General features: G+C 69.1%; 14 protein-coding genes and 1 tRNA gene. 10 read left to right on the forward strand and 5 right to left on the reverse strand.

Translation table 11 applies throughout. The features are described 5' to 3' along the window. The first annotated feature begins 149 nt into the window (after positions 1-149). A complete protein-coding gene (gene poxB, locus ACFY9N_RS11155) occupies positions 150-1874 on the forward strand; it encodes a ubiquinone-dependent pyruvate dehydrogenase (protein ID WP_391478626.1) in 1725 nt (574 codons plus the stop codon). Between the two features lie 112 nt (positions 1875-1986). On the opposite strand, the gene ACFY9N_RS11160 is transcribed toward poxB, so the two are convergent. Together ACFY9N_RS11160 and ACFY9N_RS11165 are read right to left on the reverse strand one after the other, a co-directional pair. Further along, on the reverse strand, positions 1987-4797 hold the full coding sequence (locus ACFY9N_RS11160; RefSeq protein WP_391478627.1) for a hypothetical protein: 2811 nt from the start codon (positions 4795-4797) through the stop codon (positions 1987-1989). A 22-nt stretch (positions 4798-4819) separates the two neighbouring features. After that, positions 4820-6652: an HSP90 family protein gene (locus ACFY9N_RS11165; protein WP_391478629.1), complete on the reverse strand. Its 1833-nt coding sequence runs from the start codon at positions 6650-6652 to the stop codon at positions 4820-4822. A 190-nt stretch (positions 6653-6842) separates the two neighbouring features. On the opposite strand from ACFY9N_RS11165, the gene ACFY9N_RS11170 reads away from it, so the two are divergent. The 8 genes from ACFY9N_RS11170 to ACFY9N_RS11205 all read left to right on the forward strand — a co-directional run bounded on the left by ACFY9N_RS11170 (position 6843) and on the right by ACFY9N_RS11205 (position 12155). Next, positions 6843-6915: transfer RNA gene (locus ACFY9N_RS11170), tRNA-Trp, on the forward strand. A 39-nt stretch (positions 6916-6954) separates the two neighbouring features. Continuing rightward, the gene (gene secE / locus ACFY9N_RS11175) at positions 6955-7227 is read left to right on the forward strand and encodes a preprotein translocase subunit SecE (protein WP_391478630.1); all 273 of its coding nucleotides are present in this window, start codon (positions 6955-6957) and stop codon (positions 7225-7227) included. A 42-nt stretch (positions 7228-7269) separates the two neighbouring features. Beyond that, the gene (gene nusG, locus ACFY9N_RS11180) at positions 7270-8295 is read left to right on the forward strand and encodes a transcription termination/antitermination protein NusG (RefSeq protein WP_391478631.1); all 1026 of its coding nucleotides are present in this window, start codon (positions 7270-7272) and stop codon (positions 8293-8295) included. A gap of 215 nt (positions 8296-8510) precedes the next feature. Further along, positions 8511-8942: a 50S ribosomal protein L11 gene (gene rplK, locus ACFY9N_RS11185; protein WP_050722550.1), complete on the forward strand. Its 432-nt coding sequence runs from the start codon at positions 8511-8513 to the stop codon at positions 8940-8942. Positions 8943-8953: 11 nt separating this feature from the next. After that, the gene (rplA, locus tag ACFY9N_RS11190; protein WP_391478633.1) at positions 8954-9643 is read left to right on the forward strand and encodes a 50S ribosomal protein L1; all 690 of its coding nucleotides are present in this window, start codon (positions 8954-8956) and stop codon (positions 9641-9643) included. A gap of 210 nt (positions 9644-9853) precedes the next feature. Continuing rightward, entirely contained in the window at positions 9854-10672 is an 819-nt protein-coding gene (locus tag ACFY9N_RS11195; protein WP_391478634.1) for an amino acid ABC transporter substrate-binding protein, read from the forward strand. 3 nt (positions 10673-10675) lie between these two features. Then, positions 10676-11341: an amino acid ABC transporter permease gene (locus ACFY9N_RS11200; RefSeq protein ID WP_391478636.1), complete on the forward strand. Its 666-nt coding sequence runs from the start codon at positions 10676-10678 to the stop codon at positions 11339-11341. Next, a complete protein-coding gene (locus tag ACFY9N_RS11205) occupies positions 11328-12155 on the forward strand; it encodes an amino acid ABC transporter ATP-binding protein (RefSeq protein ID WP_391478637.1) in 828 nt (275 codons plus the stop codon). The genes ACFY9N_RS11200 and ACFY9N_RS11205 overlap by 14 nt, the downstream gene beginning before the upstream one ends. 24 nt (positions 12156-12179) lie before the next feature. Here ACFY9N_RS11205 and ACFY9N_RS11210 read toward each other — a convergent pair whose 3' ends face one another. Then, a complete protein-coding gene (locus ACFY9N_RS11210; protein WP_391478639.1) occupies positions 12180-12833 on the reverse strand; it encodes a LysE/ArgO family amino acid transporter in 654 nt (217 codons plus the stop codon). 70 nt (positions 12834-12903) lie between these two features. Between ACFY9N_RS11210 and ACFY9N_RS11215 the strand changes: the two genes are divergently transcribed. Next, positions 12904-13782 carry a LysR family transcriptional regulator ArgP gene (locus ACFY9N_RS11215; protein ID WP_391478640.1) on the forward strand — a complete coding sequence of 293 codons (879 nt, stop codon included), beginning with the start codon at positions 12904-12906 and terminating at the stop codon, positions 13780-13782. On the opposite strand, the gene ACFY9N_RS11220 is transcribed toward ACFY9N_RS11215, so the two are convergent. Together ACFY9N_RS11220 and ACFY9N_RS11225 are read right to left on the reverse strand one after the other, a co-directional pair. After that, the gene (locus tag ACFY9N_RS11220) at positions 13773-14297 is read right to left on the reverse strand and encodes a MarR family winged helix-turn-helix transcriptional regulator (RefSeq protein WP_391478642.1); all 525 of its coding nucleotides are present in this window, start codon (positions 14295-14297) and stop codon (positions 13773-13775) included. The genes ACFY9N_RS11215 and ACFY9N_RS11220 overlap by 10 nt on opposite strands. After that, on the reverse strand, positions 14284-15981 hold the full coding sequence (locus ACFY9N_RS11225; protein WP_391478643.1) for an MDR family MFS transporter: 1698 nt from the start codon (positions 15979-15981) through the stop codon (positions 14284-14286). The genes ACFY9N_RS11220 and ACFY9N_RS11225 overlap by 14 nt, the downstream gene beginning before the upstream one ends. Positions 15982-16104 lie beyond the last annotated feature (123 nt).

Here is a 16104-nt window from a genome sequence, read left to right on the forward strand (position 1 = left end):
ATGGGCTGCTGAGCCTGTCGAAGCATCCCGTGGCGGGCCCTTCGACAGGCTCAGGGACTCAGCCTTTCCGGCACCCCCAGGACGGATGCCGAGTCGGCACTCGACACACGACCAGGCCCCCTGTCTCCGGGCGGGCGTAAGGTCGAGGCATGGCCAATGTCGCTGAGAACATCGTCAAGACTCTGCACGCCAACGGGATCGACCGGGTCTACGGCATCCCCGGGGATTCGCTCAACGGATTCACCGACGCCCTCCGCAAGGACGGCACGATCCGCTGGGTGCACGTGCGCCACGAGGAGGCCGCCGCCTTCGCTGCCGCCGCGGATGCCGCCACCACCGGGGACCTCGCTGTCGTCGCGGGTTCCTGCGGCCCGGGCAACCTCCACCTGATCAACGGCCTCTACGACGCCAATCGCTCGCGCGTGCCGGTGCTCGCCATCGCCGCCCACATTCCGACGAACGAGATCGGTACGGGCTACTTCCAGGAGACGCACCCGCAGGAGCTGTTCCGCGAGTGCAGCGTGTATGTCGAGTACGTGGCCGACGCGAAGCAGATGCCGCGACTGATGGAGATCGCGATGCGCGCGGCGATCGAGAAGCGCGGCGTGGCCGTGCTCGTCATTCCGGGCGATGTCGCGTTGGCCGAGATCGCCGACGACCGCAGCGTCGTGATCGAGCGCACCCGACCCGTCGTCGTGCCCAGCGGTGCCGAGCTCGAGAAGGCGGCGACCCTGCTCAACGCCGCGAAGAAGGTCACGATCCTCGCGGGCGCCGGCGTCGAGGGGGCGCACGACGAAGTCATCGCCCTCGCGGATGCCCTCGGCGCCCCGATCGTCCACGCCCTTCGCGGCAAGGAGTTCATCGAGCACGACAACCCGTTCGACGTCGGAATGACCGGGCTGCTCGGATTCGCCTCGGGGTACCGCGCGATGGAGTCCGCCGATGCTCTCCTGGTGCTCGGCAGCGACTTCCCCTACGAGCAGTTCTACCCCGACAAGGCGAAGACGATCCAGGTCGACATCCGCGGCTCTCAGCTCGGCAAGCGGCATCCGCTCGATCTCGGTCTCGTCGGTGACGTACGCGCGACAGCCGAGGCCCTGCTCCCGCGCATCGCGCGCAAGGACGACCGCGGCCACCTCGACGATGCGCTCGCGCACTACCGCAAGACGCGCGCGAAGCTCGACGACCTCGCGGTGCCGACCAAACCCGGCCGTCCGATCCACCCGCAGTATCTCGCCAAGCTGCTGAACGACCACGCCGCGGACGACGCGATCTTCACCGCGGACGTCGGGTCTCCCACCGTCTGGGCCGCCCGCTACCTGCACATGACCGAACACCGGCGACTCATCGGTTCGTTCACGCACGGCTCCATGGCGAACGCGCTGCTGCACGGCATCGGCGCGCAGGTCGCGCATCCCGATCGCCAGGTCGTCGCGCTCGCCGGCGACGGGGGACTCGCGATGATGCTCGGCGAGCTGATCACGCTCACCCAGAATCACCTGCCGGTGAAGACGATCGTCGTCAACAACTCCTCGCTCAACTTCGTCGAGCTCGAGATGAAGGCGGCGGGGTTCGTCACCTACGGCACCGACCTGAAGAACCCGAGCTTCGCGGCGATCGCCGAGGCGATGGGCATCTTCGCGCGCCGGGTCGAGAACAGCGAAGACCTGCCGGGTGCCGTCCGCGAGGTGCTCGCGCACGACGGTCCCGCGTTGCTCGATGTCGTGACCGAGCGCCAGGAGCTGTCGATGCCCCCGGCGATCGAGGCGGCCCAGGTCAAGGGTTTCGCGCTCTACGCCATCCGCACGGTCATGTCGGGCCGAGGCGATGAGCTCCTCGACCTCGCCCGCGCGAACTGGCGTCAGTTCCTCTGACCCTCATTCCGCCGGCTCAGGGGCCGAGATACTGGGGCCCTGAGCCGGCAACCGGGGCCCTGAGCGAGATACCGGGTCCCTGAGCCTGTCGAAGGGCCCCGCACGCGAAACGTCAGCTCTCGACGAGCGCTCGCACCTCGGCGGCTTCGCCGTGGCGACCGAGCCCTTCGAGAACGTCGCCGAGTTCGAGAGCCGCGACCTGGCGCAGCTGCGGGAACTCCGCACCGTGCTCGATCGCACTGCGGTACACGGCCACGGCGTCGGACCCGCGCTCGTTCGCGACGAGTACACGTGCGGCGAACAACTCCGAGCCGCCGGCGGAGCCGAGGTCGCCGATCGTGGCGAAGGCATCGGCGGCGGTGAGTGCTGCGGCAACGGACTCGTCGATCCGGCCGAGCTGCGCGAGCGCGCGGCCGCGGGAGTCCGTGACGTCGGCGCGCAGCCAGTCGGCCTCGTGCTCGGTCGCGAGGGCGGCGACCTCGTCGAAGAGCGCGAACGCGCGCTCGTCACCGCGTCCGCCGTAGGCCTGCCCGAGGTTGTGCAGCACATCGGCCACCACCCCCACGGCGTCGGGCGCGCGGCGCACGATCTCGGCGGCCGATTCGAGCAGCGCGAGCGCGTCGTCGTTCTCGTCGAACCGGGCGAGGATCTTCGCCTGCTCGCTCATGGCGCTCGCCTGATCCGCGAACTCCTCGCCCTGGCCGAACAGGTCGGCGGCGTAACCGTAGGCGCCGACCGCCTGGCCGAACTCTCCCGCCGTGGCGAGCGAGCGAGCCAGCAGCATCGCCGTGGCGGCCCGCGACGCCGGCTCGACCTCGGCCTTCTCCTCGCGCTCGAGAACCGTGCCGAACAGCTCTGCCGCCTCTTCGGCATCTCCGGCGGCGAGCATCGCGCGCGCCAGACGGAAGTCGGCGCCCGTGGCATCCGCCCCTTCCTGTGCGGCGACGCGCGCGAGCACCCGGAACCGTGCGACGGCCTTCTCGGGCTCGCCGGCGTCCTCCCACAGCGCGCCCGCGAGCAGGTGCGCCGAACCGAGAGCGCGCGTCGCGCCGAGGCTCGCGAGCAGTCGGCAGACCTCGTCGGCGTCGGCGGCGCCCTCGGTGAAGGCACCGCCGCCGCCACGGATGCGTGCGCGCGTCTCGAGCGCGTGCGCCCGATGTCCCGTGCTCAGGTCGTCCTGCGAGAGCAGGCGGTCGAGCAGAGCGGATGCCGCCTCGGCGTCGCCCTTGTGCAGCAACGCCGAGGTCGCGACGAGCGTCGTCGTGTTCGACAGGCGCGCGTCCTCTGCTTCCGCGAACGCGCGCGCGGCCTGCTCGGCAAGGTTCAGCGCCGCATCGGCATCGGCATCGGCGTCGTCGCCGCGCAGGTGCAGCGAGGCGCGGCTCAGCGCGAGGTCTCCGCGCGACCACGCGGGGAGCGCATCGGCGCCCGCGAGTTCACGATCGAGCGCCGCGGCATCCTCGGCGGTGGCGAGCCCGAAGGTCGCGAGGCCCAGACGTTCCTCGAGATCGGCCTGCTCCGGCTTCCCCGCGGCGCGCAACGCGGCGATGCGCTCGGGCAGCAACGGCCATGCCTCCTCGGCGCGTTCGAGCGCGACGAGGATGCCGAGGCGCATCGAGAGCAGCTGCGCGCGCTTCTCGGGATCGGCGACCTCGAGGGCGTGCGGGAGCGCCGCGAGGGTGCCCTGCTCGTCGCCGTACTGGGCGAGCTGCATCGCGCGCTCGTACCAGCCGTCGGCATCCGTGGGATCGAGGGTCGCCGTCTGGGGGACGAACGCGTCCGAGCGGATCGGCACGTCGTAGGTCTCGGTTCCGAGTGCCCGCATCCGCTCGAGCGCGCGGGCGTGACCGTCGGTGCCGTCGCGGCTGTCGAACTCCGCAGCGAGCCGCTCGGCGGTCGCCCAGGCGGCCGCGGCGAGGTCGGAAGCGCTCCACGGGCCGTCGTGAGCCCCGAAGAACGCGACGAGAGCCGCGGCATCCGCTCCCCGCACCGGCGTCTCGCCGTGGCCGGTCGCGGCGACGCGGTCGAGCGCGACGGCGAACGCGGCGAGGGCGGCGAAGTGCGCGTCGACGTTGAGGCCGTCGTGCGCGAGCCAGCCGATGTGTCGCTCGACGAGCGACAGCGCCCGTGCCTCGTTGCCGGTGATGGCGGTGAAGACGATGTTGTTCGCGACGATGCGGAGGTTGTCGGGGTTGTCCTTCGCGAGCCGGTAGCTGCGCAGGTGCGCGGTCTTCGCCTCGTCGCCGCGGCCGCTGCGCAGGTACGGAACCAGCACGCGCGACAGGGCGTGCTCGGGCTCCTCGCCGCACGAGAACCCGCCCTCGATCATCTCCTCGACGAGGCGGATGGCGTCGGCATCCCGATCGGTCTCGGCGAAGAACCCGGCGAACTGGCTGCGACCGCAGGCGTCGCAGTGGCTGTGCTCGTCGCGCGGCGTGGCCTCGAGCTGCACGCGCAGCGCCTCGGCGTCGTCGATGCGGCCGGCGTCCCAGGCGTCTTCGAAGCGGGCGGTGAGAACGCCGCTGAGTCCGAGATCGGCCGCGCGGTAATGGGCCTCCATGTCGTCGAGCACGGCGGCGATCTGCTCCTGCGAGAACGCGGGGGAGGATCGCAGCGACGACGCCATCCACTTGAACTGCCACATCAGGTCGGCGCCGCCGTACTCGAGGTCTGCGGGGAAGCGGCCCGGGTCGGCGTCGTGCCGCGCGAGGCACCACGCGAACGAGTTGAGCATGACGTCGGTCGCGCCGTTCATGTTCGCCGAGGCCGTCTGCCGCATGCGCGCCTGGTACTCGAGCTGCTCGTCGCCGATCTCCTGCGCGAGCGAAACGGCCTCGGCGACGAGAGCCTGCTCGGCGGGGCCCCAGGGCGTGCGGTCGATCTCTTCGACGAGCTGCGAGAAGCGCTTCTTCGGACGGGTCATGGTCATCTCCTCGGCGGGGGAATCAGCGTGCGGTGTCATCGGCGTCGTCGCCGGCGGGGAACGTGTCGTCGGTGAGACCGGCCGAGAGCGAGACGAGGTCGCTGAGAGCGGTCGTCATCAGCGTGCGGTCCGCGTCGCTGAGCGGGTGGTGTCCGGCGAGCAGGGCCTGGATGTAGAGCAGTTGGAGGGTGCGGGCGAACACGGCGTCGTCGTCGACGCGCACGAGGGCCCGCACGACGCGATTCGACCAGTTCAGGCACAGGCGCGCGCTCAGATCGTCGTCGCGGGCGGCCGAGAGCGTCTGGTCGATGCGGTCGAGCACGCCTCCCCAGAGCGAACCGGTGATGCCCTTCGTGCGGCCGCGGTCGATCGCGCGCAGCACATCGGGATCGGCGACGTACAGGCCGGTCAGATCGGGGCGGTCGATCGAGCGCACCACGACGGCGCACGACGACGCCGCGAGTACGGCGCTCGCGCGCGCCTCGAGGGCGACGGCGGCGTCGCGGTCGTCGAGCGGGGGAGGGTCGAGGCGGTCGAGCTCGCCGGTGACGTCGACCTTCTCGATCGTCACGGCGGGGTACAGGTCGGGCAGCATGCGTACGAGGTCGGCGTCGTAGAGGTAGCCCCCGTTGACGAGTACATCGGATGCCGGCGAGATCCCCGCGACCTGGCGGAACTCGTCGACCGACGAGGCGTACCGCACGTGCGGGTAGCGCTCGACGAGGTCGCCGAGTTGCATCGTGCCGTGGGTCGTCTCGACGGTCAGCCAGCGGGTGATGAACCGGGCGAGCTCTTCGTCGTGGCGCACGAGCGACTTGAGTCCGAGTTCGTGGATCGCGACGAACTGCGCCAGTCGGTGCGGCTCGCGCAGGCCGAGCTCGAGGATCCAGCGACGGATGCCGGCGCCGAGCTGTTCGCGCACGCGTTCGAGCGCCGCGTCCTCGACGAGCGATTCCCGGCTCGCGGTCGGCGCGAGACCGGTGGAGTCGATGACCGCGCGCACGAAGAACGCCCAGTCGGGGAGCACGTCCGCGGCGCGCTCCGAGAGCAGCATCCGCCCGAGGTACATGCGGGTCGCCTGCCGGGCTCCGGGAGGGGGCGCGAAGGGCAGCACGTAGGCGAGCCCGCGCGTGCCGGTGGCGGGCTCGTGCAGTTCGATGACGTCGAGCGGCGCCGCGCCGAGCAGTTCGCGGCCGTACTGGACGACCGTCTCGGGGGTGCCGTCGAGGAACGGAGCCGGGTGCGTGATGTCGACCTCGCCCGCCCCGGAATCGATCGTGACCCGCACGGGGAGGAACTCGCCGAACGCGGTCGCGAGTTCGGTGACCGCGGCAGGGCGCAGCAGGTCGCCCGCGTCGAAGCGCGGTGCGAGGTGCACGCTCGTGCCGATCGGCAGCTCCTCGTCGATCTCGACCACCTGGAAGGTGCCGTCGGAGCTCCCGGTCCACTCGACCGATGCGCCGCCCCTGGCGCTGCGCGAGCGGATGACGATGGTGTCGGCGACCATGAAGCAGCTCAGCAGTCCGATCCCGAACTGGCCGAGGTAGTCGCTGCGGGGCAGGTCGAAGATGTCGCGCTTGGAGCTGCGGCCGACCGTGGCGAGCAGGTCGGCGACCTCCGTGAGCGTGAGGCCCACACCGTCGTCGCGCAGCACGAACTCGCCGTTCTCAGCCGTGAGCGGGGTGATGCGGATGTGTCCGCCGCCGCCGTCCACCTCGCGGCGCGCGGTGATCGCGTCACGGGCGTTCTGCAGCAGTTCGCGCAGATAGACACGGGGGCTCGAGTAGATGTGACGGCTGAGGAGGTCGACGACGCCTCGCAGATCGACCTGGAACTGCTGCACATCCGCTGCCATCGACACCCCTCCCAGAGAATCCCCGCACCGAGCCTACAAGAGGGGGCGGACGCCCACCCGGTTCGGCGGTCGACGTCGGATGCCGTACACTGAGGGAGCAGTTTGTTCTCTGCATTCTTTCGCCGTGCCCCGGGTCGCTCCGGGTCATCTGTGAAAGGATGGGGGAACACCCCGAGACCTCACGGTCTCTAGGGCGGTAGCTCAATTGGCAGAGCAGCGGTCTCCAAAACCGCAGGTTGCAGGTTCGATTCCTGTCCGCCCTGCGCGTCAGCGCACGCTGACACACGAAAGGTACATTCAGGATGAGTCAGGACGAACCGCGCGGCGAGGTCATCGCGGCTGGCGCCGCCCGCGAGAAGAAGGGCAACGCCTTCTCCCGGTTCTTCGGAAGCATCGCCCTGTTCATCCGCCAGGTCATCGCCGAACTGCGCAAGGTCGTCACTCCGACCCGCAAGGAGCTGTTCAAGTTCACCGCGGTCGTGCTCGTGTTCGTCCTGATCGTGATGGGTATCGTCTACGGCCTCGACACGTTCTTCGCGTTCGTGACGCACTACGTGTTCGGTATCCCTGGCTGATGACGCCCCGCGGCTCCCGCCGCAGTGATTGGAAAGAACAACGTGTCTGAACGATATTCCGACGACGCCGACTGGGCACCTGCCGCAGAGCAGTCCAGCGAAGAGGACGAGGCCCAGGAGGGCAACATCCTCGCCGAGGAAGAGCGTGCATCCGAGTCGGCGGAGCACGTGGCCGTGCACGTCGAGGACGAAGACGGCGATGACACCGACGACGACATCGAAATCGAAGACCCGGAGGCGGACGCGATCGTGAACGACGCTCTCAACCTGGACGAAGCAGCGGAGTCCGAAGCCGCCGCCGAGGTCCTCAACGACGCAGTGGCCGAAGAGACGGCCGAACTCGAGGCCGCCGAGGCCGACGAGGTCACCCCCTACGACGGTCCCGACGTGAACGGCGAGGAAGACCGCCCCGCCGCCGACGTCGAGGCGGATGACGACTCCGAGGAAGACCCCTACGAGGCGTTCCGCCTCGACCTGCGGATGCTTCCCGGCAAGTGGTACGTCATCCACTCGTACGCGGGCTTCGAGCGCAAGGTCAAGGCGAACATCGAGCAGCGCAAGTCGACGCTCGAGGTCGAGGACGAGATCTACCAGGTCGAGGTCCCGATGGAGGACGTCGTCGAGATCAAGAACGGCCAGCGCAAGATGGTCACCCGCGTGCGCATCCCCGGCTACGTGCTGGTGCGCATGGAGCTCACGGAAGACACCTGGTCGGTCGTGCGCCACACCCCGGGTGTCACGGGCTTCGTGGGCAATGCCCACAACCCCACGCCGCTGCGCTTCGAAGAGGCCTTCAACATGCTGAAGTCGCTCGTCGAGGTCAAGGACGTTCCGACCGCGAAGAACATCGCGTCGAAGGGCGGCGTCGCCGTCGCTCGTCCGCTGCCGGCCGAGGTCGACTTCGAGGTCGGCGAGACCATCACGATCAAGGAGGGCTCGTTCGCGGGTCTTCCCGGTTCGATCAGCGAGATCAAGCCCGAGAGCGGCAAGCTCACGGTCCTCGTCTCGCTCTTCGAGCGCGAGACCCCGGTCGAGCTGTCGTTCGACCAGGTCACGAAGATGATCTGACCCAGAACCTCTCACGCAGAACGCCCCGCCGGCTGGACCGGCGGGGCGTTCTGCGTCTCGCGGCTGGCTCGAGGTGCGCGCCGCGGCCTCCATCCGGTAGACTTCTATGGTTTGTGCGCCGTTTCTGCGTGCGTGCGAACATCACCGCTGTCCGGAATGGCCGGATCGCGGGAGAGCGGATGCATCCGGCATCCGTTCGAGGAAAGGAAGAGGAAATGGCACCGAAGAAGAAGGTGACCGGCCTGATCAAGCTTCAGATCAACGCCGGTGCAGCCAACCCGGCGCCGCCGATCGGCCCCGCGCTCGGTCAGCATGGCGTCAACATCATGGAGTTCTGCAAGGCGTACAACGCCGCGACCGAGTCGCAGCGCGGCAACGTCATCCCCGTCGAGATCACCGTCTACGAGGACCGCAGCTTCACCTTCATCCTGAAGACCCCGCCGGCTGCGGAGCTCATCAAGAAGGCCGCCGGCGTGCCCAAGGGCTCGTCGACCCCGCACACCGTCAAGGTCGCGAAGATCACCAAGGACCAGGTCCGTCAGATCGCCGAGCAGAAGCAGGCCGACCTGAACGCGAACGACATCGAGGCCGCCTCGAAGATCATCGCCGGCACCGCCCGTTCCATGGGCATCACGGTCGAGGGCTGAGGAGAATAATCATGGCTACCAAGTCCAAGGCTTACAAGGCTGCCGCCGAGAAGATCGAGGCAGACCGTTTCTACACCCCGACCGAGGCCGTCGCCCTCGCGAAGGAGACCGGCTCGTCGAAGTTCGACGCGACCGTCGAGGTCGCGCTGAAGCTCTCGGTCGACCCCCGCAAGGCGGACCAGATGGTGCGCGGCACCGTCATCCTGCCCCACGGCACCGGTAAGACCGCCCGCGTCATCGTCTTCGCCACCGGCCCCGCGGCCGAGGCGGCGATCGCCGCTGGCGCCGATGAGGTCGGCGGCGCCGAGCTCATCGAGAAGGTCGCCGGCGGCTGGACCGCGTTCGACGCGGCCGTCTCCACCCCTGAGCTCATGGGCCAGGTCGGTCGTCTCGGTAAGGTCCTCGGTCCCCGTGGCCTGATGCCGAACCCGAAGACCGGCACCGTGACCCCGAACACGGCCAAGGCCGTCGAGGAGATCAAGGGCGGAAAGATCGAGTTCCGCGTCGACAAGCACGCCAACGTGCACTTCGTCGTCGGCAAGGCATCCTTCACCGCTGAGCAGCTCGACGAGAACATCGGCGCAGCGCTCGAGGAGATCGTTCGCCTCAAGCCGTCCAGCTCGAAGGGCCGTTACATCCAGAAGGGTGCGGTGTCGACCACGTTCGGCCCCGGCATCCCGCTGGACGTCAACGCCATCTGACGCTGAGTCACCGAAACGCCCCCGGGTTCGCCCGGGGGCGTTTCTGCGTCCCGGCATCCGCTCGTCGACGGGAGCGCCTGGTGAGTCGGCATATCGGTGCAATGCGGCGTCATGGGACGGGCGGTCCGGCTTCCACGCCACGTACGCTGGGAAGTGTCCCGTCGCGGTCGCGTAAAATCGCACCGCGCACCTTACGCCCCAGGAGGGTTCATGTCCCGTCGTCTCATCGCCGTCACCGCACTCGTCGTCGGCGCCGCGGCGCTCACCGCCTGCAGCGGTTCGAGCGCGCCCGCCGGCACCTCGAGCGATGAGAGCTCGGCATCCTCCGAGTTCGGTCTCGCGACGGAGGGCACGCTCACCGTCGGTACCGAGGGCACCTACCGCCCGTTCAGCTTCCACGCCGACAACGGCGCGGGCGAGCTCACCGGCTACGACGTCGAGATCATCGAGGCCGTCGCCGACAAGCTCGGTCTCGAGGTGAAGTTCGAGGAGACCCAGTGGGACGCGATCTTCGCAGGCCTCGACGCCGGCCGCTTCGACGTGATCGCGAACCAGGTCACGATCAACGACGAGCGCGAGGCCAAGTACCTCTTCAGCACGCCGTACACGGTCTCGCCCGGAGTGATCGTTGTCGCCGATGACGACGACTCCATCTCGTCGTTCGCCGACCTCGACGGCAAGACGACCGCCCAGTCGCTCACGAGCAACTGGAAGGACCTCGCCGAGGAGTCCGGCGCCAAGGTCGAGGGCGTGGAGGGCTGGGCGCAGGCCGTCGAGCTGCTGCGTCAGGGCCGCGTCGACGCGACCATCAACGACAAGCTCACCTTCCTCGACTACGAGACGACCAACAGCCCCACGGGACTCAAGATCGCGGCCGAGACCGACGAGGCGGGCGAGCAGGCCTTCGCCTTCACGAAGGACAAGGAATCGCTCGTCGACGCCGTCGACGCCGCCCTCGAGGAGCTGCGCGCGGACGGCACCCTCGCCGAGATCAGCGAGAAGTACTTCGGCGAAGACGTCTCGCAGTAACCGATGGAGGGCCCCTGGCAGCTGTTCCTGGAGTCGCTCGGGCCGATCGCCCTGGCGGGTCTGACGGCGACGGTTCCGCTCGCGCTGGCGTCGTTCGCCCTGGGGCTCCTCATCGCGATCGGTGTCGCCCTGATGCGCATCTCGGTGAACCCGATCGTCTCGAGTATCGCCCGGTTCTACATCTCGGTGATCCGCGGCACCCCGCTGCTCGTGCAGCTGTTCGTGATCTTCTACGGCATGCCGTCGATCGGCATCACGATCGATCCGTGGCCGAGTGCGATCATCGCCCTTTCGCTGAACGTCGGCGGATACGGTGCCGAGGTCGTGCGCGCCGCGATCCTCTCGGTGCCCCAGGGGCAGTGGGAGGCCGCGTACACGGTCGGCATGAACCGCACCCGTACGCTCACCCGCATCATCCTGCCGCAGGCCGCGCGCGTGTCGGTTCCCCCGCTGTCGAACACGTTCATCTCGCTCGTGAAGGACACGTCGCTCGCATCGCTGATCCTCGTGACCGAGCTGTTCAAGGTCGCGCAGCAGATCGCGTCGAGCACCTACGAGTTCATGGTGCTGTACCTCGCTGCCGCGCTGGTCTACTGGGTGTTCTGCCTCGTGCTGTCGTTCGGGCAGAGCGCCCTCGAGAGGAGGCTCGACAGCCGTGTCGCCCACTGATCCGATCGCACTCCCGCCGCAGGCCCCGCAGGGCCTGGAGCTTCTCACGGCCCGCGGCATCCGCAAGAGCTTCGGCGACAACGAGGTGCTCCGCGGCATCGATCTGACCCTGCACCGCGGCGAGGTCGTCGTGCTCGTCGGCCCCAGCGGGTCCGGCAAGACGACCGTGCTGCGCGCGCTCAACGGCCTCGAGACGCCGGATGCCGGCACGATCACCGTCGCCGGTGGGCCCGAGATCGACTTCGCGCCGGAGGCCCGCCCGAAGCCGCGCGTGCAGAAGCAGAAGCGTCTCGCGCTGCGCGATCGCTCGGCCATGGTGTTCCAGCACCACAACCTCTTCCCCCACCTCACCGTGCTCGAGAACGTGATCGAGGGGCCCTGGCGCGTGCAGGGCCGCCCGAAGGCCGAGGTCGTGGCCGAGGCGCGGGCGCTGCTCGAGCGTGTGGGGCTCGCCGACAAGGCGGATGCTCGACCGCATCAGCTCTCGGGCGGTCAGCAGCAGCGCGTCGGCATCGTGCGTGCGCTCGCGCTCAAGCCCGACCTGCTGCTCTTCGACGAGCCGACCAGCGCCCTCGACCCCGAGCTCGTCGGCGAGGTGCTGCTGGTGATCAAGGAGCTCGCCGACGAGGGCTGGACCATGGCCGTCGTCACGCACGAGCTCGGCTTCGCCCGTGAGGCCGCCGATCACGTGCTGTTCATGGACGGCGGCGTGATCGTCGAGCAGGGACCGCCGGCAGAACTCTTCAGCGCCCCGAAGCAGGAGCGCACGCAGCGCTTCCTCACCCGCATCCTGCGCCCGCTCGACGGCATCTGAGCGAGAGCGCTCGGTGGAGGGGGCTCAGCCCAGAACGGGCAGCACCAGGCTGATGGCGAGAGCGATCATCACGACGGCGATGAGCGCGTCGAGGATCCGCCACGATCGCGGCGTCCGCAGCCAGCGACCGAGATAGCGTGCCCCGAAACCGAGGGCGGTGAACCACAGGATGCTGGCGGCCACCGCTCCGGCGGCGAACAGCCAGCGCTCCTCGCCGTGGGTCGCCGCGATCGATCCGAGCATGAGCACGGTGTCGAGATAGACGTGCGGGTTCAACCAGGTGAGGGTGAGCACGGTGAGGATCACGGGTGCGAGGGCGGTGCGCGTGGTGGTGATCGTCCCGCCGGCGGACGGTGCTGTGCGGCTCACGGGCTCCGAGGCATCCAGCACCTGCCCGTCTCCGCGCCAGGCACGGCGGGCGGCGAGGATGCCGTAGGTGAGCAGGAAGAGCGCCCCGGCCCAGCGGGCGACGACGACGAGCCACGGCGCGGCGGCGATCACGAATCCCAGCCCCGCGACCCCGGCGATGATGAGCGCGGCATCCGAGAGCGCGCAGATCACGACGACGGCGAGAACGTGCTCGCGGCGGATGCCCTGGCGCAACACGAAGACGTTCTGCGCGCCGATCGCGACGATGAGGGAGAGGCCGAGGCCGAGGCCGGAGAGCATCGAGAGCATGATCTCAGCGTAGGAAGTGCATCGATAAAGAACCAGCGCAGATTCCTTCAGAACCATTAGCATCGCTAATGTGAGGATCGATCCCGAACTGGCCGCCACGCTCGCCTCCGTCGCCGACGAGGGAACCCTCGATGCGGCATCCCGCGCCCTCCGCATCACCCCGTCGGCCGTCAGTCAGCGCGTGAAGACGCTGGAGCAGCAACTCGGGCGGATCCTCCTCGTGCGCACCAAACCCGTGCGCCTCACCGAGGCGGGGGAGTCGGTCGTGCGCCTCGCCCGCCAGATCGCCCTGCTCGAACAGGATGCCCTGACCGGGCTCGGCGTCGACGACGGCATCCCGAGCACCAGACCGGTCATCCCGCTGGCCGTCAACGCCGACTCCATGGCGACCTGGTTCCTGCCGCCGCTGGCCCGCCTCTCGGAGCGGCACGGCATCGACTTCGATCTGCATCGCGACGATCAGAACTTCACCGCGCGTCTGCTCGAATCCGGTGACGTGATGGCCGCGGTCACCAGCGAGCGCACGCCGGTGGCGGGGTGCTCGGTCACGCCTCTCGGGGTGCTCGAGTACCGGGCGGCGGCCGCTCCCGGCTATGCGGAGCGTTGGTTCCCGGACGGAGTGACGGCGGATGCTCTCGCCGCGGCCCCCTTCGTCGACTTCGACCGCCGCGACACACTGCAGCACGAGTGGCTGCGCACGCAGGGCGTCTCGCCGGAAGGGGTCCCCCGGCACTACGTTCCGGCATCCCACGACTACGCCCGTGCGGTCGAGCTGGGCCTCGGGTGGGGGATGGTCCCGGCCGTGCAGGAGGCGGACGGGCTCGTGCACCTCGGCGCCCCGGCGCTGCGCGTGCAGTTGTACTGGCAGCAGTGGAACCTGCGATCCGCCCTGCTCGACACGATCGCCGCGGAGATCGCCGCCGAGGCCCGGGCGGTCCTTCAGCCCTGAGCGGGCGCCGGTATAGCGGGCGCCGGCACACCGGGCGCCGGCATGCCGGGGGTACCGCCGGACGCGAGAGCGTGCAGCAGCCGGGTGAGGCTCTCGATGTCGTCGATGTCCCAGTCGATGAGCGACTCCATCAGCATGCCCTCCTGGGGCTTGCGGGCGAGCGCCAACCGTTCGTGTCCGTGGGCGGTGAGGCGCAGGATCGACGAGCGGCGATCGTTCGGATCGGCCGTCCGCTCGACGAGGTCGAGCTCCTCGAGCTCGCGCACCGTGCGGCTGGCCTGCCCCTTGTCCATCAGCATCCGCTCGGCGAGCATCGACACGGTCGCCTGCTCGCACCGCGCGATCGTGGTGAACGCCTTGTACGCCCCGGGGAGCATGCCGGGGCTCACGCGGTTCGCGTTCTCCAGGATGAGGCGGCGGAAGTGGGTGATCAGATCGCTGAACTCCGCCTCGAGGGCGCGGACCGCAGCGGTCCGCGCCTCCGAGGCGTCGAGTGCGTGATCAGCGTCGGTCATCGGATGCCGCCGCGCCGGGGCCGCGCCCGTCGACCACGGTGAGCGTGCCGGTCGTCGGCGCACCCGAGAGGGCGACGGAGTCGGCGATGGCCGTCTCGCCGACTCCGTCGGCCGCAGCATCCGCCGTCGCCCGTTCGCTCGTGGTCATCGTCGTCAACGGGCGGTTCGGCAGGAAAAGGATCGCGACGAGGCTGATGATGGCGAGCGGGATGCCGATGACGAAGGCGTGCGAGATCGCCTGCGCGTAGAAGTCCTCGATGATCGAGCGCACGGGCTCGGGGAGCAGGCGCACCTCGGGCAGCGTTCCGCCGCTGAGCTGCGCGGCGACGTCGGCGCCCTTCTCGCCGAGTTTCGCGATCGCGGCACCGAGACGCTCCTTGCCGTCGGCGAACAGGCCGGTGAGCGAGTTGGCGAGCACCGCACCCATCACCGAGACGCCGACCGTGCCGCCGAGGCTGCGGAAGAACGTGACACCCGAGCTCGCGACGCCCATCTCGCTGGGCTTCGCGACGTTCTGCACGATCAGCACGAGATTCTGCATCGTCATGCCGACCCCGGCGCCCATGAGGAACATGTAGAGCGAGACCAGGGCGAACGGGGTGTCGTAGTGGAGGGTCGACAGGGTCACCGAGCCCGCGATCAGCAGCACCGCACCGAGCACCAGGTAGCCCTTCCACTTGCCGAAGCGGGTGACGAGCTGGCCGATCACCATCGACGAGATCAGCAGGCCCGCCATCATCGGCAGCGTCATGAGGCCCGCCTCGGTGGGAGTCGCGCCGCGCGAGAGCTGCATGTACTGCGCGAGGTAGACCGAGGTGCCGAACATCGCGACGCCGATCGAGATCGACGCGACGACCGACAGCGTGAACGTGCGCCCGCGGAAGAGCGTGAGCGGGATGAGCGGCTCGCGCACCTTCAGCTCGACGATCACGAACGCGATGGTCGCGACGATCGCACCGCCGACCATGAGGCCGGTCTCGAGGCTCCACCAGTCGAAGGTCGAGCCGGCGTTGGTGATCCAGATGAGGATGAGCGACACGGCGGCCGAGAGCAGCACGATGCCGACGTAGTCGATCGACACCTTGCGGGTGCGCTCGGTGGAGATCTTCAGCGTGCGCTGCAGGATGATCAGTGCGGCGACGGCGAACGGCAGGGAGACGAAGAAGTTCCAGCGCCAGTTCGCGGCATCCGTGATCCATCCGCCCAGCAGCGGACCGCCGACGGTCGCGACGGCCATGACCGCACCGAAGAGGCCCATGTAGCGGCCGCGCTCGCGGGGGCTGATGATGTCGGCCATGATGACCTGGCTGAGGGCGGCGAGACCGCCGCCTCCGAGACCCTGGATGGCGCGGAACGCGATGAGGGTGTTCGTGTCCTGCGCGAATCCGGCCGCGGCGGTCGCGCCGACGAAGATGATGAGCGCGATCTGGATCAGGAGCTTGCGGTTGAACAGGTCGGCGAGCTTTCCCCAGATCGGGGTGGAGATCGCCGTGGTCAGCAGCGTCGCGGTGATGACCCAGGTGTAGGCGGCCTGGTCGCCGCCGAGGTCGTGGACGATGACGGGCATCGAGGTCGAGACGACCGTGGTGGCGATCATCGAGACGAACATGCCGAGCAGGAGGCCGGTGAGAGCCTCCAACACCTGGCGGTGCGTCATCTTGGCGGGAGCGGAGTCCGTGGACATGCAGGACCTTTCACGGTCGGAGAGCCGATGCCGCGACAGCACTGGCGCGCAGAGAAGATGGTTGAACTTCGTCAACTATAGGCCGGTGGTTGATGTTCGTCAACTATTGACGCCCTGGCGGGT

The sequence above is a fragment of the Microbacterium sp. NPDC008134 genome (assembly GCF_042957055.1).
Lineage (GTDB): Bacteria > Actinomycetota > Actinomycetes > Actinomycetales > Microbacteriaceae > Microbacterium.